The sequence below is a fragment of the Salinivibrio sp. MA607 genome (assembly GCF_001996245.1).
In the GTDB taxonomy this organism is placed as follows: Bacteria; Pseudomonadota; Gammaproteobacteria; order Enterobacterales; family Vibrionaceae; genus Salinivibrio; species Salinivibrio costicola.
In genome coordinates this window covers 1-22,586 of record NZ_MUFJ01000037.1, presented here as the reverse complement: position 1 = coordinate 22,586, position 22,586 = coordinate 1, and the positions used below count along the sequence as shown (strand labels likewise).

Sequence of the window (22,586 nt, the reverse complement as noted above, 5' to 3'; positions counted from 1 at the left end):
TATGCTTGATTGGTAAAAGGCAGCTAACCTTGCCAACGTCAAGTCTTGTGTGATCTTACACTAGGCTTTTTGTCTATAATGATAGACAGTCTGCTCTCGATTTTGGTTTAATACCCGAACAATAAAAGGATTGGTTAGGTATGAAATTGTATAACACGATTAAGGCTTACTTATTTGAAACGTTGGTTTTAGGGGGAGCGCTAGCGCTTGGTATATGGTTAGTGCTGGCCGGGTAGTCAATGAGCCTATACGTCGGTTTAGTACTAAAACGGGCTTTCTTTGCTCAATTCGTTGCAAATCTCGACAATAACAAGAGAAAGCCCCGAGCGGAGGACCTGCTGCTGGCGTTGCAGTTGTAGCTGATAAAACTCAATATCCACATCATCCTCTGGCGCTTCTATATCGCGCTGAATCATACTCATATTTTCGATTTTACGAAGCTTTTTTACCGCATCCAGTACGTTAGGGTCGGTGAAGTGGTAGTCGTCAGCATCATTACTTAGCTGGTTTTTAAGTTTAATAATCTGTTCGATATCGTGATAGGCGTCATCTGACAACACGCCTAGACCAAACAAGAGTTTTAATCGCACTGAAAGATCACCCAGTGGCCCCGTGTCATGCAGCAAAGGCCCCACCACTGATTCCACTGCAAAGTTATCTTTGCGAAAAACCCGCTTGATTAAGCCATCAATAGACGCTTCAAACGTATCGACCGCGGCAACAAAAAAGCCACGCACGGTTGTCGCTTGGTTTAATCGTTCAATGATGTCTGTTTCGTCGAAATTTTCTGCCATAGACTCGATACTGCTTATTGTTATAACGGGGGAGTTAAACTCCCCCTGTGAAGTGCGCGGTTTACAATTGCTGGTACAGGATGTTGATTGCCTCAATTTCAGGGCTTTCTTCTGCCAAGCCGGTGTATATCGCTAGTGTCTTTTTTACGCCTACCTCAGCCAGTGAAGCTTGAAGTTCTTCAGCTTGTGGGTCGGTGTGATTGGTATATTTCAATGCTGCGGCAATACCTTTTAACAACGCTCGGTTATCCGTGCCATATTCTATTGTACCCAGTAATGGCTTGATAAGCCTATCGTTCTGACTTAGCTTTCGAATAGGCTGGCGGCCAACTCGATCGACCTCATCAACCAAGTAGGGGTTTGAGAAACGCCCCAAAATTTTCTCGATGTACGCTTGGTGAGCGGCGCGGTTAAACCCGTAGCGTTGAATAAGCACTTCGCCGCTTTCCTGCATGGCCTGTTTCACCACGGCATGAATCTGTGGATCGGTAATGGCTTCACGAATGGTACGGTGGCCGCTTAAGCACCCCAAATAAGCAGTGATACAGTGACCTGTATTCAAGGTGAAAAGCTTGCGTTCGACAAACGCCATTAAGTTTTGCGTTTTCTCCATACCGGCGATATCAGGGATCTCGCCTTTGAACTGTTGCTCATCAACAATCCATTCGCTGAAGCTTTCTACCGTAACCTCTAAGGGATCATCGTTCGCCGCTTCCGCGGGCGGTACAATACGATCGACCGCTGAATCGACAAAACCAATCAGTGCCTCTGCTTTTTGATGCAACGCGGGGTCAAGGTGCTTATAGACTTCGCCCTTAAGGTGTGATGTGCCACGGATCATGTTTTCACAGGCAATAATGTTCAGCGGCGCCAAATTGCCCGACTCAAAACGCTTTTCAATCCCGGTGGCTATGGTCTTAGCGATAATATCAAGCACATTGGGACCCACTGCCGTGGTCACTAAATCCGTTTTTACGATTTTATCGATCACATCATCACTTGCCGAATTAACCGCCGTGATATGAGAAACCGTGTCGATATGGCAGTCATTGCCGACCACTTTGACGTTGTAGCTTTGTTTGTGACTGAGTTGATCAATGAGGGGCGCATCAACATCTGCAAAGGTGACCTCGACATTGGCATCCGCGAGTAATTTTCCGATAAAGCCGCGGCCAATATTGCCGGCACCAAAATGAACAGCATTTTTCATAATATTTACCTCAAACTAAAAAAGATGGATATAAGGGACCACCTCAGTGGTCTCCTTATCAGACTGATTAATGGGACGACGTCATATGAGTGACGTTTTCATCACTTAATAGATTGAGGATCTCGTCAATACTGTCGGTACTGGTGAGGGTATCTATTGCATCAGGTTCATCTAGCGCATTAGTGATAGCGGTAATAACTTGGATATGCTCATCGTTTTTGGCGGCAATCCCGATCACCAATTTAGCGATATCGTCTTTATCGTCGGTGAACTGCACACCCGTTGGATACTGGCATACCACGATGCCGGTTTTCTTGACTCCATCTTTCGCTTTGACGGTGCCATGAGGGACGGCGATAGATTCACCGAGGTAAGTTGGAGTTAATGCCTCGCGCTCAAACATGGCGTCGACATAGCTAGGTTCAACGTAACCGAGTTTGACAAGTTGATTGCCGGCAAATTGGATCGCCTGCTCTTTGTTTGTTGCCGTTAAGCCAACATGGATATTTTCACGTTGGAGTTGAAAAGTGGGCGCTGGCGTTGGCTCGAAGCTATCGTCATTCGCGGCAGTATCAGGAACCCTAAGCACTTGCGGATCGTTCGCTGCAGGGTATTTTGCCGCGAGAATTTGGGTGACCAACTGGCCGTAAACCTCACCATCAAGGAAGTTATTAAGTGAAATATGGTGAGCTGATGGGGCGTGAGTACGTGCGCGCTCGGTTAGGTCTTTGTGCGTRATCACAATCTGCGCATCCTCAGGCAAACTATTAACCGCAATATTCGTGACACCAATATCTAGACCGGCGCTTTGCACTTTTTTGCGCAGCAAGCTGGCACCCATGGCACTGGATCCCATACCCGCATCACACGCAACCAAAATATGCTTAACGGATGCAAAATTAACCGTGCCTTTGGGCGCGGATGAGGGAGTGGAGGTATCTGCTTTCGTGCCTGTCTTCATGTCTTTCATTTTCGCAGTCGCTTCATCGAGTGAAGCTTCGTCACCATCGCCCTCTGTGCTTTTTTGCGTTTTCATCAGCAAAGCGGCAACCACAAATGACACACTGGCAGCGGCAATAATTGACGCTAAGACACCAACAACCGATCCTTTTTGCGTCATTAATAGCACGGCAAAGATAGAGCCAGGAGATGCGGGTGACACAATGCCTGCATCAAACACAGTGAGAACGAATACACCTGTCATACCTCCAGCAATGGCTGCAAGGATAAGACGTGGATTCATTAAAATGTAAGGGAAGTAGATCTCGTGAATACCACCGAAGAAGTGAATAATCGATGCACCCCCTGCGGTTTGACGTGCTGTGCCTTTACCAAACACCATGTACGCTAACAAGATGCCCAAACCTGGACCTGGATTCGCTTCAATGAGGAAGAAAATCGACTGGCCTGCTTCTGATGCTTGTTGAATGCCCAGAGGAGAGAAAATGCCGTGGTTGATCGCATTATTCAAAAACAAGATCTTAGCGGGTTCAACAAATACCGACGTCAGCGGTAACAAGTGCTCTGAGACCAAAAATTCAACGCCCGCAGCCAGACCATTGGACAACAGTTTTACGAACGGGCCGATGAGGAAGAAAGCGATAATCGCGCAAAGCATACCGATAATACCGGCAGAGAAGTTATTCACTAACATCTCAAACCCGCTTCTCACTTTGCCATCGATATAAGCATCGAATTTTTTAATGGCCCAGCCGCCGAATGGACCAACTATCATCGCGCCCATAAACATGGGAATGTCAGTCCCGACAATCACCCCCATGGTGGTAATCGCGCCGACAACAGCGCCGCGTTCGCCGCCAACAAGTTTACCGCCGGTGTAGCCGATCAGCAGTGGTAGTAGGTAGGTAATCATGGGGCCGACCATGGCCGCCAATGTCTCATTGGGTACCCAACCGGTCGGAATAAATAGTGCGGTAATAATCCCCCACGCGATGAATGCGCCGATATTGGGCATCACCATATTTGAAAGGAAGCGACCAAAATTCTGTATCTTGATCTTGGTGTCAGATGATATCATAACAATACCCCGTTTGATGTTCTCACTGAACGTGTGTGGTAGAACGGTTCGCCAAAACCGTCTGGCTAGTTAGTACTCAGTCAATTTACCACACATTTTTTCGAGAGAACTGATAACGGGGATTTGTTGACCCACCTCTCACTATTCACGTCGCAACTATATTTTATCCCAACACCTGTCACAAAAATAACATGAAAGTTTAGTACAAAACTAAAAAAACAACATTGTCAACAAAAATTATAATGATCATTATCACATTTTTTGTCTTTGCGTTATAAAATTTATAGTGATATAGATCACTCTTTATTTTTTTAGAACAGTGAAATAAAAAATCAGAGTGACTAATATCACACTGTTTGCCTGGTCGATATTAATTCATTGAGTGATCTGTATCACGTTTGTTTTTTTGTTACGAATAGTGACGGTTTGGTCGGTGTCGTATTGAAGCAGTAAACAGGCTCAATCACGTTGAGCCTGTTTATTGAAAGTACCAAAGCTGTTATCGCAGGTGGAAGAGTTAATATGCTCCTGCGCTGTAGATCAGCTCGTAGCTGTGGCTGTAGATCTCCAAGATATTGCCGAATGGGTCTTCCATATAGATCATGCGATAGGGCTTCTCTCCAGGATAGTAATAGCGTGGTTTCTCCATCCGTTTCTTACCGCCAGCTTCAATAATACGCTCGGCTAATGCTTCAACATTTGGATCTTGCACGCAGAAGTGAAATACGCCCGTTTTCCAATACTCGAAATTGTTGTCAGGGTTTTGCTGATCCTTAAACTCAAATAGCTCTACACCAACGCGGTCACCTGTCGATAAATGGGCAATGCGAAAACGTTCCCAACCTTGGCCAAACACATCGGTGCACATTTCGCCGATTGCACTGTCGTCTTCAACAATCTCAGTAGGCACCATGATGAGATACCAACCAAGCACCTGCGTGTAAAACTCAACGGCTTTTTCTAAGTCAGGGACGGAAATACCAATGTGTGAAAATGTACGTGGGTAAGGGGTCTGCATCATTTGTTCCTCTCTGCTTACGTCTTCATTGTTTGCAAGCATGAGGCACCTAAACCATAATGTTAAATTATGGTTTGCAATGATTGTGATGACATTTTGTTATGGTTAACCCTGTTTGGCTGAAAACCTTTTGCACCCTGGTAGATGTTGGCACTTTTACTAAGGCCGCTGATAAATGCTATATGACGCAGTCTGGCGTAAGCCAGCACGTGCGAAAGCTTGAGGAGTCATTATCTTCAACGTTGGTCATTCGAGGAAAGAAAGGCGTGGTGCTGACCGAGGCAGGACAACAACTCTATCGTCAAGGGAAGGACGTGCTACAAACGTTGGATAATCTTGCTGTAACCATCAGTCGCGATCCCGGCTATGAAGGCGAGGTACGCATTATGTCGCCGGGAAGTGTCGGGCTCCGCTTGTATACGCGTTTGCTCGATCTTCAGGTGACATATCCTGCCCTTACGATTAACTATCGATTTGCGCCAAATGGCGATGTTCACAAGGCTATCTTAAATAACACCATTGATATTGGCCTAACAACGGCTTGTCCAGTTGACCCGAATATTCAGTCTGAACCCATTGGCGAAGAGCCGTTATTGCTGGTGACACCGCGCCATATTAAAGACCCTACATGGGAAACACTCTGCCAACTTGGATTCATTGATCACCCAGATGCTAGGCATCACGCAGAGTTATTACTTGGGGCGAACTTCGAGCAATATCAAACGGCGCAGTTACGCCCCGTTAAGCAATCTGGTTTTTCTAACCAAATAAGTCTTATCTTACTACCCGTTGCACGCGGACTTGGCTTTACCGTCTTGCCCGCCAATGCTGTCGCGGCTTTTGCTCAACAAGCGGCCATTAAAGCTCATTACTTACCGACACCGGTCAGTGAAACCTTATATCTCTCCTCTCTTGCCGGACGCGAGCTGCCTCAGCGCGCGATCAATATTGCAAACGTCACTAAAGAGCATGTCGGTGATTCAATCAATAGGCATGATAAAAGCAAAGAGTGACAGCGTCACGTGTCATACATTGACGGTGCTTCCTCTGTCTTCTAATGTCTAAGAGTCCAAAGGCAACCTGAGATGGCAATGTGACGAGATGGTGGATACTTGTAGCCTGCTGGCTACCGTTGAATGTCATGGCAAATACACTAACGATTGCTTACCGCGATGAGACCGATTCTGTTTCTTTGGTGACTAAAGCGATCGTGGAGCAGGCATTCACTATTATCGATACGAGTATTGAACTCACATGGATAGAGATGCCACTTGCGCGGGCCGAAAATGCACTGAAAAAAGGCATTATTGATGCTGACTTTGGCCGAACACGGCTAGCCTATCAAGATATCCCCAAAGCGTTATATCCGCGAGAACCATTGTTGTCGGTAGACTATTACCTCTTTGGATACACACATGTGTTAGAGCCGGAAGATTACCAATATGTTGTGGGAGTCATTGGTGATCAAGTAGTCGAAGAAATTGCGAAACGCTACCAGTGGCAGCTTATAACAACCAGAACACAACGCGCTGCACTAAATATGGTCAATAGCCACCGTGTTAAAGCAATGATAGGTTATGGAAGAATCAAAAGTATAATCGAAAAGGACCAGCTTACTTATGTTCGTATGGGAGATAAACCGGTTGCGTCTTTCTCGGTTTTTCTGGTCTTTCATCAACGCCATCAGCGATTAGTTGCACAGCTAAATACCGCATTGAAGGACATGAGAGATAGCGGCACGACCGCCGCTATCCTTGCCAAATATGGATTGTGATTATGGCTGTTGCTCAACCCGCAGCTTTTGCTCGCGCACTTTGCGACGTAATAGCTCGGTATAAATCGGTTGGCCGCCAAGTAATTGTGCAACAAGGGTGGCGCCGAGGGTGGTAATAATCAGCGGCAAAATCAGATAGTAGTTATTGGTCATCTCAATCACCAACAAAATCCCCGTGATAGGCGCGCGTACGGTCGCGGCGAACAAAGCGCCCATGCCCGCAATCGCGAACATGCCCGGTTCAATGCCCATATCCGGATACATATTGGCAACCACTAAGCCATAAACCGTCCCTAGCAAGGTGCCTAGCGCCAGCATTGGGGCGAAAATGCCGCCTGGCGCGCCGGAGCTAAAGCAAATCACTGTCAGCAGCGTACGCGCCATAAAGATAAACAGCAGCGCACTGATGGAATAGTTTAAGCTGACAAAATCTGGCACTAAGTTAATGCCGCCATGGGTCAGCTCTGGGGCATAGATCAGCAATAAGCCAAAGAAACCGCCTAGCGTGGCCCCTACTAGCCAGATTCGTTTTTGACTTTTTTGATAAAAACGTTGGAAAAAGTCCTGACACCGCATAATCAAAAAATTAAACAGCACGCCAAACACGCCAAAACAACAACCTAGTGCGAGAAAGAACCATAAAGAGGCAAGTGGTGGTGTCTCGTACTGGGGTAGAACAATCACTGCCTCTTGGCCATTGATATAGCGAAAAACGATATCGGCCATGATGGCGGCAATGATCACTGCTTTTATCGAGATCAAGGTATAGCGAAACTGAGGTCGCATTTCCTCAACCACGAACATGATCGCCGCAAGGGGGGCATTAAACGCCGCGGCGAGACCGGCGGCAGCCCCGGATGCAAGCAGTGTTTGGTTACTGTTTCTGTCTTTAATGCGGAAAGTATCGGTGACCATGCGACCAATATTGGCACCGATTTGCACACTAGGACCTTCTCGTCCGAGGATCATCCCTGAGCCTAGCGCACCTAAACCGCCGAAAAATTTCACTGGGATTACCCGCCACCACCGCGTAGGTCGAATGCCTTCCATCGCGCCTTCCACCTCAGGGATCCCTGAACCAGCGGCCTCGGGCGCAAATCGATGAACAAGCCAATAGCCCATTAAGGCCAGGCCGGCACTGATAATAAAAGCGAGTAATCCCAATGGAATCATTGAGCTAATGTTGCTGTCTAGCCAGTCAGTTCTTGACTGAGAGAGGGTATGAATCGCGAGTTCGAAAAGGGTGACAACAACGCCGCCTAAAAAGCCGATGACAACGGCGAGCAAAAGAATAGAAACGGGCGTTTTGTCGCGTGACCATAATTTATCAAAGAAAACGCTAGATTTATAAAAGATGGCTCTTTTCTTGCCTGTTTTACTTACAATTTTCATCTATGTGAACGCAAAGTTTGAAAAGAAAAATGACGATGTATGGGGGCACTCATTCTTGCGCCGACACCGTGCTGGGAACGTCCTGTTCCCCGAGAGAACGCATTTATACTACGCCAATTCACCTAACATGCAAGCGCTTGACCGGTGTCTAATTATTCGGCTAGCCAAGATAAAAATCCCTGGAGTAAGCGATACGGGGCGGCGATAACGATAAGGGCATATTTTCAGACGTTTCACTGGGGGAGTCCGTATTGAGTGATAGCGTACCACCTCCCAGTCCCTGAATAATTGATTTGAATTAGATCACAGTTTGTTAGGGACAAAATATCCGCTGCGACACCATTGGCCGCAGCGGTGCGAATCAACCGCGACCAGGCGCTTGGGTTGCGGCAATATGATCGCCGATCTCAATCAAACGGCTTAAAATCCGCTCACCATCAACACCAATGCCATTGTGCTCGTACTCGTTAGTCATCCACGCTTGGCTGTTGGCAATCTGCGCCAAGGTTTGACGGGAATAATCGAACTCAACAAACATGTCATCGACGTAGGTGGCGCAGGCGAGCGGCACCGTATTGCGCTTGAGTACCTCGAGATCATAAAGCGCCGGCCAATCGCTCTTTTCTGCCAGCAACATCGTCGCGTCTTTGAGCGGTTTAAGGGTTGCCAGTTGATCAAACATCCACGGGTAAACCATTTCGCCGGTAAAACGGAACGGCTGATCGGGCTGATAGTGGAACTGCGGGAATTGATCGCGCATCCGATGGGCTGACCACTGCGACGCCTGCTGCTGGCAGTAAATCGATTCATGCAAAATAGCGTAAAACGGGTTGGTTAAATACCCTTGGTCAGCCTGCATCGCATTTAAGAACGGATAGCTTAAGGTACGCTCGCCATTCACCTYTATAAAGGCTCGTTCTAGTAAGTAATACAGCGGCAGCCCGGCATGGCCGCGGCCAAGGTTCAGGCCAATAGTTTGGAACTGCTCCACCGTAAACGGCTGACCGTTTGGCAGTGTCACCGCATTGTTTTGCAGATACTGGGCAATCTCGTGACAGCGGGCTTGTGCGTCCGGGAATTGGGCGAAAAACTGTTGATTCTTATCTTCCACTCGCTGATAGGTTTTTTGATACACCGCATCGGCATGTCCTTCAATCGGTGGAATGCCGCCGGTGACAAACGCGCGAGACAAGGACTGCGGAAAGAACGACAAATAGGTGAGGGCACAGAACCCACCAAAGCTTTGCCCGAGGATCGCCCATTGCTTGATGCCTAGCGTCTCGCGTAAACACTCGGCGTCTTTCACGATGCTGTCGGCGCGAAAATGGCTCAAATACGCTGCTTGCTCGGCAGGTGTGAGATAGGCAAGCGTTTGGTGGTTTACCGGCGCGCTTAAGCCCGTGCCGCGTTGGTCGAGCAACAACACGCGATAATCGTCTAATGCGCGTTTTAGCCAACCTGTGGCGCCGTTGGGGCGGGGAGACTCCATGCCTGGCCCACCTTGAAAATACACCAGCCACGGCAGATCTGCTTCGTGATGGCGCGTATCAACCACTTCACGAGCAAAAATAGTGATCGGCGTACTATTGGCGTCACTGTGATCCAGTGGGACCTCAACACGGTGACTGCGATAACGGATATAACGATCATAAAGATCTTGCATGGTAATGCCTTTATAAACAGAAAGATGACGATGATTAGGTTATCAGAGTTGTTCGGTCTCAGCGAGCAAGCACGAAGCCGAACTTCTTCGATTTTTATGTGATCTATATCACTTTTATATTTACTTAGCCTGCTAACTATTTTATATTGCTTGTTCTCTATTACTTAGCAGGCTAAGTAATCCGCACGATTGAGGGAGAGATCGCATGACCGCTTCACATCCAGAACATATGTCGATAGCTGAACATCTAGGACGGACCGCACGACTATGGCGACGCGTAGCCGATTCCGAGCTTGAACCACTTGGGCTCAGTTATCCGCGCTGGAGTGCGCTGTGGATGTTACGTCGATTGGGCGATGGCATCAGCCAAAGTGAGTTGGCGCAAGCGTTAGAGATTGAGCTGGGCTCGTTAATGCGCACGTTAAAGCACCTTGAGGAACAAGGGCTGATCACACGGCGCTGCTTACCCGAAGATAAACGCACCCGAACCGTCCATGTCACCGACAGTGGTTGTGAATTAATGTCGCGTATCGAAGCGCGGGTGTTGCGGGTACGCAAACATTTGTTGTCTGGTATCGCCGCTGAAGATTTTGAGGCTTTAGAGCGTGTATTGGTCACCATCAATCAAAACGCACTCGATTACGTAACGTCTTCTCAAGATGAATAAAAAGCAAGGCGATACCTTGTTCTTGTTAGGGCGACGCTGTTCAGCGCGATACTTTCCAGTGCAACACTAATCAATAATGATGTAGATAAGTAAAGGTAATAAGCACGAATGACACCGGATGAAAAATTTTCTCGCTGGGTAAAAATAGCGGCGCTCAGTTTTCTGATCCTTTTCGGTTATTTTTTAATCGCAGATAATACGATGCCACTCACGCCTCATGCGATGGTGACACGCACCGTCACCAAAGTGGCACCACAAGTGAGTGGCCCAGTCAGCGCGCTTGCGGTCGACAACAACCAAGACGTTCACCAAGGTGATGTGCTGTTTCGGATTGAAAGCGCGCCTTACCGTATTGCCGTCGACCAAGCAAAGCTCGCACTTGCCCAGGCCAGACAAAGCAATGCTCAGCYCGATGCCTCCTTGATGGCCGCGCGCCAAGATGTCTCGGCGCTCGCGTCGGTATTGGCACAAAAAGCACGCGAAGCAACACGATTAAAAGCTCTATTTGCTAAAAATGGTGTGTCGCAGCAGCAGCGTGACGATGCGATCAGCGCGGCCGATACTGCACGCGCCAAATGGGAAGCTGCCAAAGCGCGTGTCAGTGCGCTTCAAATTCAACGGGGCGGTGATGGTGCCAGCAACATTGCCGAACAAGTGGCATTGAGCAAGTTAAAGAAAGCGCAATTGAATCAATCGTATACCACCGTAAAAGCCAGCCATGACGGCGTAGTGACCAACCTGCAATTAGACGTGGGCGCCTATGCCAGTGCCGGCCAGCCAATCATGGCATTGGTGTCAGAACGTGCACAAGTGATTGCCGATTTTCGTGAGAAAAGTGTGCGCGATATTGAGGCAGGTTATACCGCGCTAGTGGCGTTTGACAGTGAGCCCGGCGCTTTATATACCGGCCATGTTACCAGTGTTGATGCGGGGGTCAGTGCAGGTCAAATCGATGCTAATGGCCAGTTAGCCTCACCCACCAATTCCAATCGGTGGGTACGCGATGCACAGCGTATGCGTCTGCACATTCAACTTGATGAATGGCCATCTCATGCCCTCCCCACGGGTGCTCGCGCCACGGTACAACTGGTGCCTGATCATGCGATAAGCGGTCTCCTCGCAAAAGCACAAGTGGGTTTTCTGAGTATGCTGCATTACATCTACTAAGGGCGAGTGCAATGAATTTATGGCATCACCCGTTAAGCGATAATGATGTACGCCAATGTGCGCGCATAGCCACCGGCGCGACCTTAGGATTCGCGATTTGTAAGTTTTTCGACTGCAGCTTTGGGGTGTTTTTTACCGTCACTCCAATGTTGCTGCTCGGCCTTGTCCCGGTGATCAATGGCCGTGCCGCGCGTCAGCTTTTGGCCTCAGCAGTGATCAGTGGGTTAGAAGTTGGACTGCTGGGCGGATTATTTGGCGCGCATCCAGGGTTAATGACGCCTTTGGTATTCTTGTTGTTCACCTACAAATTTGCCTGCATGTCAAAAGGGCGCTTTTTTCTTTTTGGTGCCAACAGCGTGTTAAGCCTTAGCATCATGCTTCATTTTGCGAGTTATCCCGATTTACCGATCAATACCTTAATCTTCGGTAACCTGGGCGCGAATGTGTTATCGGTCGCAGTGGCGTATCTCGTCACCTGGTTAATTCCTGATGTCACGCCGCGCCAGCCGCCTGCTGCACCCGCAGGGGGAAAACAATCCCATCGGATGCGGCATGAAGCACTCATGGGCGCGACGTTGGCGACGGTCTCGTTTTTTATCTTTCAGCTGTTTGATTTGCGCGATTCGATTTCAGCACAAGCCACCACCGTGTTGTTGCTGTTCCCGATGCATTGGAACGGCTCGCTCAGTTATGCGCGTAAACGGGCGATTGGCACTGTGTTGGGCGTGGTGTATGGGGTGGGCTGCCAAGTTATTTTATACGATTGGTTTAACGTGCTGATCTTGGTGATCCCGCTGCTTTGGATAGGCACCATGTTGTTTGCTAAAGCGCATTTAAAAGAGGCCGGTGGCTCAGGCGTGGGGTTTGGGGCCATGGCAACGCTCGGGATCTTATTCGGGCAATACTTAAGCCCCAACCAAGACTTTATGTACGATGCCTTATATCGAGTCAGCAGCAACTTAGTCGCCATTGTACTCACCTTGATGCTTTGCTTTATCGTGCATAAATTACTTAATTACTTCCCGGCAACGCGGTTTGGCGTCACTTAACTGCCGATTATGCTGGGCACGAACATGCTTCGCTTCAGTCAACTAATAATCATGATTTTTGCGGCTAACCTCTCAGCCCAATTTCACTTTTGCGAAGCATCACTTGTTTAACCCATGACCTACCGCTATGATTCTGTTTAACAATTATGTACAGAGAGGAAGTCAGCCGTCTCTCATCCTATTCGACACTGAATTTTTCGGCACATTACGCGCCGGTTGTGACGGCTTTAGTCCTTCCCCATCATTTAAAAAGGCAGCGTAGTGAAAAAACTCATTTTGATCGTGGTCTGTGCCATGTTTGCGGTTGCGGCCATTGCAAGCATCACGGCCACTACCTTTATCTCGCATGACGAGATAGACAGCATTATTCTTAAACGTTCGCAAGCACAGGCTGAGCTACTTGCCGACCGTGCGGAATACATCTTAGAAAACTCCTCCACGCCTACCGCTGATCTGCAAGACATGGTGTCCGATCTTAAAGGTCGAGACGACATCAGCTACGCAGTGATGATTGATAAAAACATCAAAGCGATTGCCCATAGCGATAGACAGAAAATTGATAAGGTGTACAGCGATAATTATACCGTCGCCGGTGCCGGCCAGGGTCAGCCCCAGCATTCGCGCTGGTACGCCGATGTGCAAGATGTATGGGTGTACGACATCATGATGCCGGTGTACGTCGATGGCCGTCTTTGGGGCGCGTTCGATGTCGGCATTCCCATCACCGAAGTCGATGCTGCCGCCAATGGTATCGCCATCGCCCAGCTTACCGCGATTGGCTTGATTTTTATCGGCTGTACCTTGGTACTGGTGTGGCTACTCGGCCGTTTATTCGCGCCGCTTAAAGGCTTAGAATATGCGCTGGCAGATATCTCGAAAGGCGATGGTGACCTTACCGTGCGCTTGCCCGTGACCGGCAATAACGAGATCACTCGCATCTCAGAGGCGTTTAACACCTTTGTGGATAAAATCGACCAAATCATTGCTAACGTGGTCGAAACCGGTGAAGAGCTTGGCCGCTCGGCGGGATCATTGCGCGATAAAGCAGCGCAGTCATTAAAGCGCGGTGAGTCACAAAGCGAGCAAGCCTTGCTGGTGGTCACCTCAATGAACGAAATGATCGCCACCATTAATGAGATCTCGCAAAGTGCGTCTAGCGCGGCGGACTCGGCCTCATCGGCGAACAGCGAAACCGAAGCCGGCAAGCAAACCTTGACCGAGGCAACCGCGACGATTAACCAACTCGACACTGAGATGGATAATATGTCAACGGTGATCACCTCGTTGGCCGAGCGAACTCAGTCGATTGTCTCGATTCTGGATGTGATTCGCGGGATCTCTGAGCAAACGAACTTGCTTGCCTTGAACGCAGCGATTGAAGCGGCACGTGCTGGTGAGGCTGGACGTGGCTTTGCGGTGGTCGCCGATGAAGTGCGCAGCCTGGCGACTAAAACCTCACAATCGACCGAAGAAATTCAATCGACCATTGATCAGCTGCAGCAAGAAGCGAAAAATGCCGTTGATGCCATGGATACCAGCAAGGCATTGACCACCGAGGGTAACCGTGCCACTGAGCAAGCACTGACAGCACTAGAAAGCATTGCCACGCAGGTAAGCACCATCTTAGATATGAATACCCATGTTGCGACCGCGACCGAAGAGCAATCGAGCGTGGCGAATGAAATCAACGTCAACATGGATAATGTTAACCAAGCGGCACAAGCCGGTTTGGAAGATAGCCATAGTCTAGAGGCCAGCAGTCAAGACTTAGCCGGTCTGGCACAAACGCTCGACCAACATGTCGGCGCCTTTAAAATCTCGGCAATTAAACCGACAACAGGTACCTTGCGCGCGTCGCGTCATTAATTCATCTTGGAATGAGCGCGTACAACAATCGCCAGCCCCGTGCTGGCGATTTTTCTATCGTGCGCCCATTGATGCAGACGTGCTTGTACGCAGCTGGTGGTCGGGCAGGTGGTCGGCAAGAAACTCTAACCACGCGGCTACCTTGGGCTGTAACTGGCGTCCGCTGGGGTAGAGCGCCCAAATACCTTCATCGTCTACCCGATAATCCGTTAACACCTCAACCAGTTCGCCGTTTGCCAATGCTGCCTGCACATAATAATGGGGCAGCTGCGCCAAGCCTAGACCATGCTTAGCCGCATCGAGTAAGGCCACACCAGAGTTACAGCGTAACTTTCCCGATACGGTCAGTGTGCGAATTTTACCGCTGCTTTGATAATGCCAATGTTCATTTGATCCCACCAAACAGGTATGGCGACTGAGTGCACTGGGTGAATCAGGAGAGCCATGAGCGGCTAAATAGCCAGGGCTGGCACAAATGGTTAATTGGCGCGATCCCAACCGTTTTGCCTTAAGGCTCGAGTCGGGTAAGTGACCAATACGAATTGCCACATCGGTGCCGGTATCGGTTAGATCTACGCGTCGGTTAGTCAGGTGTAAATCGATCGACACTTGCGGGTAAGCGGTTAAAAATGGCGCAAGTAAAGGGGCAATATATTGCTCACCAAAGTTCACCGGCGCAGTGACGCGGACCAGCCCAGAAGGAAGCGCTTGCGATTGAGTAATGGTTTGCTCAGCATCGACCAAGGCCGCGAGCAGTGGGCGGCAGCGTTGATAATAGAGCTCACCTTCGTCGGTGAGTGACACTTTGCGGGTGGTGCGATGAAACAGCTTCACCCCCAAATACGCCTCAAGCGCAGCCACCCGACGACTTACCGACACCACCGTGATGTCCAATTTATTAGCCGCTTGGGTAAAGCTGCCATGCTCGGCCACCGATAAAAATTCGTTTAATCCTTCCCAATGGGGTGCCATTACCGTCTACCCTGTCTATATTCACTGACACATATTATTACGAAAGTGAAATAATGATTTTCAATTTTGCCAGATTATAACTAAAACTAACTTAGTTAGCATAGTCAGGTCGTAATCGTGAACAAAAAGGATTCTCCAATGGCACTAACAATCAAGCCGGGACAAACGCATATCAAATCAAAAGCCGCGGTCGCATGGGGGCCAGGTGAACCACTGAAAATGGAAGAGGTCGACGTTCAGTTACCTAAGCCAGGTGAAGTCCTTGTCAGAATCGTCGCTACCGGTGTATGTCATACCGATGCCTTTACCCTATCGGGTGACGATCCTGAAGGGGTATTTCCTTCTATTCTTGGCCACGAAGGCGGTGGCATTGTTGAAATGGTCGGCGAGGGCGTGACCAGCGTCGAAGTGGGCGACCATGTGATCCCGCTTTACACTGCCGAATGTGGCGAGTGTAAATTCTGTCTATCTGGCAAAACCAACCTATGTGGCGCGGTGCGTGAAACCCAAGGCAAAGGCCTGATGCCCGATGGCACCTCGCGCTTTTCGATTAACGGCGAGACCATTTTCCACTACATGGGCTGCTCGACCTTCTCCGAATACACGGTATTGCCAGAGATCTCATTGGCGAAAGTGAGCAAAGCCGCGCCGCTGGAAGAAGTTTGCTTGCTTGGCTGTGGTGTCACCACCGGTATGGGCGCGGTAATGAACACCGCCAAAGTAGAAAAAGGCGATACCGTAGCGATTTTCGGTTTGGGCGGCATTGGCCTGTCAGCCATCATCGGTGCCCGTATGGCCGGCGCAAGCCGCATCATTGGCATTGATATCAATGAAAGCAAATTCACCCTTGCCAAGCAGCTGGGTGCCACCGATGTGATTAACCCTCAAGATTACAATCAGCCAATCCAGCAAGTGATTGTCGAGATGACCGACGGCGGCGTTGATTATTCGTTTGAATGTATCGGTAATGTCGATGTGATGCGCCAAGCGCTGGAATGCTGCCACAAAGGCTGGGGTGAGTCAGTGATCATTGGGGTTGCTGGCGCCGGCCAAGAGATTTCAACCCGTCCATTCCAGCTGGTGACAGGGCGCGTTTGGAAAGGCTCGGCGTTTGGTGGCGTAAAAGGCCGCTCAGAGCTGCCCGGCATTGTTGAGCGTTACCTCGATGGTGAGTTTGGCCTGCAAGAATTTATCAGCTACACCATGGGCCTTGATGAAGTGAACCGCGCCTTTGAACTGATGCACGAAGGCAAAAGCATTCGCAGCGTGATCCACATGGATCAATAACAGGACGGCCGCCGTGGCAACGCGGCGGCAGAATAACCATGCAACTAGAAAAAATAAGCGAAAACAAAGTCGCAGGCGGTTGGCACCAACGTTGGCAGCATGACTCTAGTGCCACCAACGGCAAAATGACGTTTGCGATCTTTCTGCCTGAGAAAGCCAACACCCAACCGGTGCCCGTGCTCTACTGGCTCTCGGGCCTGACCTGCACCGACGAAAACTTTATGCAAAAGGCCGGCGCGTTTAAACAAGCCGCCACCTTGGGCATGGCGATTGTGGCGCCGGACACCAGCCCGCGCGGCGACGATGTGGCGGACGCCGATCAATACGATCTCGGCCAAGGGGCGGGGTTTTATGTTAATGCCACCCAGGCGCCGTGGCAGTCGCACTACCAGATGTACGACTACGTCGCCAATGAGCTGCCCGAGCTGATTGAATCGCACTTTGCGGTCAACAACCAGCGCGCGATTGCCGGACACAGCATGGGCGGCCACGGCGCGCTAGTGATAGGTTTGCGTAATCCCTCACGCTACAGCAGCATTTCCGCGTTCAGCCCCATTTGTCATCCCACCGAGTGCCCGTGGGGCAAACAGGCCTTTAGCGCTTATTTAGGCGATGACGAACAAACATGGCAAGCCTACGATGCCACCGTGTTACTCGCCCAACGCCCCACCGCCATGCCGATGCTGGTGGACCAAGGCGACAAAGACGGCTTTTTAGTCGAGCAGCTTAACCCGCAAGCCCTAAAACAAGCGGCAGAGAAACACAACTCTCCGCTTACCTTGCGCATGCAGCCCGGCTACGATCACAGCTACTTTTTCATCAGTACCTTTATTGATGAACACCTCGCCTTCCACGCCACCCGCTTTGCGCGGTAAGGCACACAAAACGTTGAGACCCCAAGCGGCCACCCAGGCCGCTTTTTTTTGCACCCATTTCACAAACTATGGCTTATCTAACACTTTGGACAATAGCGCACGAAAAGCAACACAGCGCTTGATACACTAACCCGCAAATTAGCCAATAGATGGCGTGTTAGGTGCCGACAACTGATCGGCGGTAGCGTGGTGAATGGATGGATGGTTAACCAGCTTATTGGCTAGATACAGGCAAAAGCGTGCACGTTTATCTGTGACAGGTTCACACTATCTCGGAATGGGCGATAAAAATAATTTATTATTCATGTGGTTACAGTTCAACGCTTGGGGATAGTGTGAACGCCCGAGCGGAGATAGGAGGCACGCACACTATTATCGCTGAAAACTTGATGATAAAATTGTAAAATTTCATTTTTATCATGATGTTATGGGTAATTCTCGGGGTATAACGGTTTTGGAAAACCGAGCGCGCGCAATAATACAATGTTATGCCACACAAGTAGTAAGTGTGTACCAATGCCATCAAGAGATGGAATTCAAAAACTAAAGAGGATATAAAAATGGTTCAAAAGCGATGTGTTCCCTATGGAAGTGATGTTTCTGCTGGCACCTATAAGTGCGGAGACTGTGGCTATGAGTACTCTAATCAGTCGAAAACTTCTTTGCCTCCATGCCCTAAGAGTAATCAGTCTACTCACACCAAAAACTGCTGGCATATTTTGAGCGGACAAGGTGATGATCGGCAGGATCCATATCCCAACCGTTAATAGGCATAACAAACAAAGGCAGCGGATGCTTCGCACCGCTGCTTTGGGCGTTATGTGTAAAGGAGTAATTTAGCAATGCGCGGATTCAACCGCGAAGTGCAACACTCTCGTCTGCAGCCTGGCATAACTTGTTAAAGATTACGCTAGGCTGCCTAAAACCAAGACATTTTCTTGGTCGAGCATTCAAGCGGGCCACAGCTTGCATCACCTCTTCTTCAGTGATTTCCCGCAGGTCAGTGCCTTTGGGAATATACTGCCTGAGCAGCCCGTTACTGTTTTCGTTTAAACCTCGCTCCCAGGATGAATAAGGGTGAGCAAAGTAAACCTCTGTCTCTAATGCCTCGGCTATTGCCTTGTGTCCGACAAATTCTGAACCATTATCCGCGGTGATTGTGTGCACATGCGCGGCGTACGGTCGAAGTAGCTCAATGGTGACATCTCGAACAGCATCAGCGCTTTTGCTGCTCACCTTTTTTACCAAGAAAAAACGACTGGTTCGTTCAGCAATGGTGACAAGCGCGCCTGTGCCGTGTTTGCCCAAAACAGTATCGATTTCCCAGTCACCAAAACGCTCACGCGTATCAACAATGGCTGGTCGCTCATCGATAGAGACGGGGTCTGGTATCACACAGCGCTTGCTTGTTTTGCCCTTACGATAGCGTTTGTGCCCTTGGCGCAATGACGTATACAGTTTGCCGCCAGCCGCTTTATCCGTTGCCACATATTGATAAATCCATTCATGGCTGACAGGCATGCCCAACCGCGTGCTCACATGGCTAATCTGCTCTGGGCTCCAATCAACGTTCAGGCAGAGTTTAACAAAATCGATTGTCATCGAAGGTATGCGCCTTTTGCCGGCATGTATACGTCGACTTGTCGCTAGCTGCTGAGCTTGATCGGGCTCGTAACGGCCGTCCGGTAATCGGTTCCTACTTAGCTCTCTCGAGATTGTTGATTTTGACTTACAAAGGGTTTCGGCAATGACTGTTTGTGAACAGCCACGGGCCAAAAGGACAGAAATCTGGTATCGTTGTCCTTCGGTCAACTGCTGGTAACTCATGGTAATCACGTTTTGATTTTGGCGATGAGAAGCGTACCACTATCAGCAGTTGACTTCCTCTCGCCAGTTTAACCATGAGTGTTGCACTTATTATCTGAATTCAGGTGTCTCTAGAGTTTTACGATGAGTTACTCAAAAGTGAGCGTTTTTGTGAAAGTTTGGGGCGACTGTTATTGATGTCGGGGAAGTTGGAGTCAGCATTAAAATCAATTGTTCTCGCGAGTAGTGTTAAGGTGGGATATAACCTTAGGCGAGCTATGTTAGGTCAGCTTGTTGGAAGCTGTAAAAAACAGGAATTGGTTACTGATGAACTTAGTGAAGTTTTGGCGTTTATACTGGTTCGCCGAAACTACCTTACTCATAATCTTTACCCTTTGTTTAACGATGAAATTGAATATACGTTATTGCCTAAAGACAACTTAGACTCTGATGATGCAGAGTATTATTTCCCCAAATGTGTTGAAGAGCTAATAGCACATATTGAATTTGCAATCGACTACATCAACGAACGTAATTAACACATAACAAACGAGTATGTCGTCAATCCTAAATTTTTCTCGTTCCCACGCTCCTGCGTGGGAATGCATATCTAGCTCTAGCTATCATTCAAACACAAACAGCACCATAACCTGTGTAACGTTACGCTGGCTAGGGCTTGTTCGCTAAAGGTATTGACGTTGTCCGCGAGTGTTAGAATAGAGATCAAGTGCAGCTCGGTGATCTTGTGGCGAATCCTGCTTATAATTCAAAATCCATATACATTCCCTCGCGGGAGCGTGGGAACGAGTAAGAGCTCTGTCTCAAATCAAGTTTAGGGTAGTTAGGGCGGTATTTAGCTGTGCGGAACAATGATTCCGAGCACGCATTATCGTTACTGACGCCGAGATTGGATGTGCCCTATTTCACATTTAATGGCTTTGATGTTTCCCAAAATGACGCCTTAGTTGAGGTGAAGTGTTACGCTTATCAGTATTGGGGAGTAAACGCTTTCCTTATTTAAATGTATCTTTTAATTAAATGGTTAAAGGTAATGAAAAAAATAAATAATTTTTTTATCTCGATTATTGTTGTGCTAGGTTTAATTGGTTGCTCAATAACTCCTGATGAAGTTATACAGACAAGATTAAATGGTTATACATATAACAGTTTGGCTCGGAATTATCTTGACCGACCCACTGAAGTAAGCCTTCGGGGAGATACATTTGTAGTCAAAGTACAAGGTTATGGGCAAGACGATATTGGCATGCTGACTGTCGATCGTGAGGACGTAGATGAAACTATGGCTGCTCTTGATAAGTATCTTGAATGGGATAGTCTGGCTACTAAGCGTGGCGATGTCATCACAAAGAACATTAGTAAAGTCGGAAGCTATACCTATGCTATCTTCGGTACAAAACCGGGTGAGCACTTTTTTATCTCTCATATTCCAGTGCTAGGTGATCATCTAGACGTTAACTATGTTGGCCAGTTAGCCGTTTTATTTCCTCGAGATGAAGTCATAGAGTTACGGAAATTACTTGTTCAATTCAAAACTAACTCTTTCAAGCGACCTGATATGTCTGTTTATAAATAGACACCTTTTCTCGTTCCCACGCTCCCCGCGTGGGAATAAATATCTAGCTTTTATTCAAATACAAGCAGCTCCATAAACTGTGTAACACTGCGCTCGGTAGGGCATTGAACCTGTTTACTTGCTGATAATGATCTAAAGGTATTGGCGGTGTCTGGAGACGAAGAAATACGGAGTTAGTTCAGTTCGGTGATCTTGTAGTGAATCCTGCCCATGATTCAAAATCCATATGCATTCCCACGCAGGAGCGTGGGAACGAGTTAGACTCTCTTAATAACTTAGTATCAAGTGTAAAGCCATTAATTAAAAACCTCGGGTGGCAAGATTTTGAGCTGCTTGTCGACCTTGTGTTTTCAAATGCTGGCTGGCAACGAGTTGCAACCTTAGGAAAAGTAGAGAAGTCGATTGATCTTGATGTTATTTCACCAGTAACCGGAAGGCGTGCCTTTATACAAGTTAAATCTCAGTCCTCGAAAGATGAGTTCAAAGGTTACATCGAACAATTCGAAGGGATGCCGCAGTACGATGAAATGTATTATATCTGTCACACGGGAACTTCAGCATTAGAAGAAATCCAACTTCCTAATAATGTGAAATTTATTGGTCTTAATCACATGGCTCATCTTACAGTTAATGCGGGGCTCGTAAAATGGCTTATTACCAAAGCATCGTAAGCCTAACAAACGCGTTGTCTCGTTCCCACGCTCCCGCGTGGGAATGCATATCTAGTTTTTATTCAAACACAAACAGCACCATCACCTACGTAACATTACGCTGCCTAGAGTATTTAACCGGCTTGTTCGCTAAAGGTATTGACGCTGTCCACGAGTGTTAGAACAGAGATCAAGCACTGCTCGGTGATCTTGTAGCGAAGCCTGCCTATGATTCAAAATCTACATACATTCCCACGCAGGAGCGAATTAATCCCGAACAGAGCAGTTAATATTAAGGAATAAGTTAATTGGATTCGTCTTTAGTAAAGCCTTTGTTGTCAATTTTCGTATTGTGCATCCCTCTTCTAGCTGCAATTGTGTTTTTTTGTTTCATAAAAAAGCTCTCTCATAAGGAGTGTGTTTTTTTTGGTCTATTCATAATTTTTCTCGCAAGTGTAGCAWTGCCGCTAGTCAATGCGATGAAAGGAATGGATGATCACTATCGGCAAAGAGAGTTGCTTGAAGCAATAAAAACTGTAGTAAAAAATCAAGCGGCTCTTTCTTCTGACTATAACGAAGGATCCTCTGTTGTAATTAGAAATATTGAAAACTATATGAGTGCTGATGAAAAGTATGATTATAGTAATTTTCGTGCGTTTATAGATGCATATGATATGATTCTTACATTCTTAGGTTTGTCTCTTGGTGTTAATATACTATGTTTGGGATTTTCGGAAAAATTGCCTCAAAATAAAACTCAACTC

Annotated in this window: 20 protein-coding genes; 12 read left to right on the top strand and 8 right to left on the bottom strand. The window is 48.1% G+C overall.

The features are described from left to right. Positions 1–263: 263 nt before the first annotated feature. The 4 genes from BZG81_RS14295 to BZG81_RS14280 all read right to left on the bottom strand — a co-directional run bounded on the left by BZG81_RS14295 (position 264) and on the right by BZG81_RS14280 (position 5,060). On the bottom strand, positions 264–794 hold the full coding sequence (locus tag BZG81_RS14295) for an MltR family transcriptional regulator (protein WP_077660855.1): 531 nt from the start codon (positions 792–794) through the stop codon (positions 264–266). 61 nt (positions 795–855) lie between these two features. Further along, the gene (locus BZG81_RS14290; RefSeq protein WP_077677703.1) at positions 856–2,004 is read right to left on the bottom strand and encodes a mannitol-1-phosphate 5-dehydrogenase; all 1,149 of its coding nucleotides are present in this window, start codon (positions 2,002–2,004) and stop codon (positions 856–858) included. A gap of 67 nt (positions 2,005–2,071) precedes the next feature. Further along, entirely contained in the window at positions 2,072–4,042 is a 1,971-nt protein-coding gene (locus tag BZG81_RS14285) for a PTS mannitol transporter subunit IICBA (RefSeq protein WP_077677702.1), read from the bottom strand. 517 nt (positions 4,043–4,559) lie between these two features. Next, positions 4,560–5,060, bottom strand: a complete 501-nt coding sequence (locus BZG81_RS14280; protein WP_025744652.1) for a lactoylglutathione lyase family protein — start codon at positions 5,058–5,060, stop codon at positions 4,560–4,562. 101 nt (positions 5,061–5,161) lie between these two features. Here BZG81_RS14280 and BZG81_RS14275 point away from each other — a divergent pair, with 101 nt between their 5' ends. Both BZG81_RS14275 and BZG81_RS14270 read left to right on the top strand, forming a co-directional pair. After that, complete coding sequence (locus BZG81_RS14275) at positions 5,162–6,073, top strand: LysR family transcriptional regulator (RefSeq protein WP_077460927.1); 912 nt, start codon at positions 5,162–5,164, stop codon at positions 6,071–6,073. Between the two features lie 128 nt (positions 6,074–6,201). Next, a complete protein-coding gene (locus tag BZG81_RS14270; protein ID WP_077677701.1) occupies positions 6,202–6,834 on the top strand; it encodes a substrate-binding periplasmic protein in 633 nt (210 codons plus the stop codon). On the opposite strand, the gene clcA is transcribed toward BZG81_RS14270, so the two are convergent. Both clcA and BZG81_RS14260 read right to left on the bottom strand, forming a co-directional pair. Then, entirely contained in the window at positions 6,835–8,226 is a 1,392-nt protein-coding gene (gene clcA / locus BZG81_RS14265; RefSeq protein WP_077677700.1) for a H(+)/Cl(-) exchange transporter ClcA, read from the bottom strand. A gap of 361 nt (positions 8,227–8,587) precedes the next feature. After that, positions 8,588–9,889: an alpha/beta fold hydrolase gene (locus BZG81_RS14260; protein WP_077677699.1), complete on the bottom strand. Its 1,302-nt coding sequence runs from the start codon at positions 9,887–9,889 to the stop codon at positions 8,588–8,590. A gap of 205 nt (positions 9,890–10,094) precedes the next feature. Between BZG81_RS14260 and BZG81_RS14255 the strand changes: the two genes are divergently transcribed. From BZG81_RS14255 to BZG81_RS14240, 4 genes are all read left to right on the top strand, one after another. Further along, positions 10,095–10,556: a MarR family winged helix-turn-helix transcriptional regulator gene (locus tag BZG81_RS14255; RefSeq protein ID WP_021024442.1), complete on the top strand. Its 462-nt coding sequence runs from the start codon at positions 10,095–10,097 to the stop codon at positions 10,554–10,556. A gap of 108 nt (positions 10,557–10,664) precedes the next feature. Continuing rightward, complete coding sequence (locus BZG81_RS14250) at positions 10,665–11,723, top strand: HlyD family secretion protein (protein ID WP_077677698.1); 1,059 nt, start codon at positions 10,665–10,667, stop codon at positions 11,721–11,723. Positions 11,724–11,734: 11 nt separating this feature from the next. Further along, positions 11,735–12,772 carry a DUF2955 domain-containing protein gene (locus BZG81_RS14245; RefSeq protein WP_021024444.1) on the top strand — a complete coding sequence of 346 codons (1,038 nt, stop codon included), beginning with the start codon at positions 11,735–11,737 and terminating at the stop codon, positions 12,770–12,772. A gap of 261 nt (positions 12,773–13,033) precedes the next feature. Beyond that, positions 13,034–14,638 (top strand): methyl-accepting chemotaxis protein, encoded by a 1,605-nt coding sequence (locus tag BZG81_RS14240; protein WP_077577348.1) that lies wholly within the window; start codon positions 13,034–13,036, stop codon positions 14,636–14,638. Between the two features lie 54 nt (positions 14,639–14,692). On the opposite strand, the gene BZG81_RS14235 is transcribed toward BZG81_RS14240, so the two are convergent. After that, entirely contained in the window at positions 14,693–15,610 is a 918-nt protein-coding gene (locus BZG81_RS14235) for a LysR family transcriptional regulator (protein ID WP_077677697.1), read from the bottom strand. A gap of 138 nt (positions 15,611–15,748) precedes the next feature. Here BZG81_RS14235 and BZG81_RS14230 point away from each other — a divergent pair, with 138 nt between their 5' ends. Together BZG81_RS14230 and fghA are read left to right on the top strand one after the other, a co-directional pair. After that, a complete protein-coding gene (locus BZG81_RS14230) occupies positions 15,749–16,897 on the top strand; it encodes an S-(hydroxymethyl)glutathione dehydrogenase/class III alcohol dehydrogenase (RefSeq protein WP_021024446.1) in 1,149 nt (382 codons plus the stop codon). Between the two features lie 38 nt (positions 16,898–16,935). Further along, positions 16,936–17,772 (top strand): S-formylglutathione hydrolase, encoded by an 837-nt coding sequence (gene fghA / locus BZG81_RS14225; protein WP_077677696.1) that lies wholly within the window; start codon positions 16,936–16,938, stop codon positions 17,770–17,772. An 852-nt stretch (positions 17,773–18,624) separates the two neighbouring features. Here the strand turns inward: fghA and BZG81_RS14215 are convergent. Beyond that, positions 18,625–19,599: an IS30 family transposase gene (locus BZG81_RS14215; protein ID WP_077677694.1), complete on the bottom strand. Its 975-nt coding sequence runs from the start codon at positions 19,597–19,599 to the stop codon at positions 18,625–18,627. Positions 19,600–19,856: 257 nt separating this feature from the next. On the opposite strand from BZG81_RS14215, the gene BZG81_RS14210 reads away from it, so the two are divergent. The 4 genes from BZG81_RS14210 to BZG81_RS15550 all read left to right on the top strand — a co-directional run. Then, positions 19,857–20,117, top strand: coding sequence for a hypothetical protein (locus BZG81_RS14210; protein WP_077677693.1), 261 nt, complete (start codon positions 19,857–19,859; stop codon positions 20,115–20,117). A gap of 512 nt (positions 20,118–20,629) precedes the next feature. After that, the gene (locus BZG81_RS14205) at positions 20,630–21,172 is read left to right on the top strand and encodes a hypothetical protein (protein ID WP_131826439.1); all 543 of its coding nucleotides are present in this window, start codon (positions 20,630–20,632) and stop codon (positions 21,170–21,172) included. Between the two features lie 197 nt (positions 21,173–21,369). Further along, the gene (locus BZG81_RS14200; RefSeq protein WP_077677691.1) at positions 21,370–21,843 is read left to right on the top strand and encodes a restriction endonuclease; all 474 of its coding nucleotides are present in this window, start codon (positions 21,370–21,372) and stop codon (positions 21,841–21,843) included. 467 nt (positions 21,844–22,310) lie between these two features. Then, the coding region (locus tag BZG81_RS15550; RefSeq protein WP_131826438.1) for a hypothetical protein at positions 22,311–22,586 on the top strand (276 nt) is incomplete at its 3' end.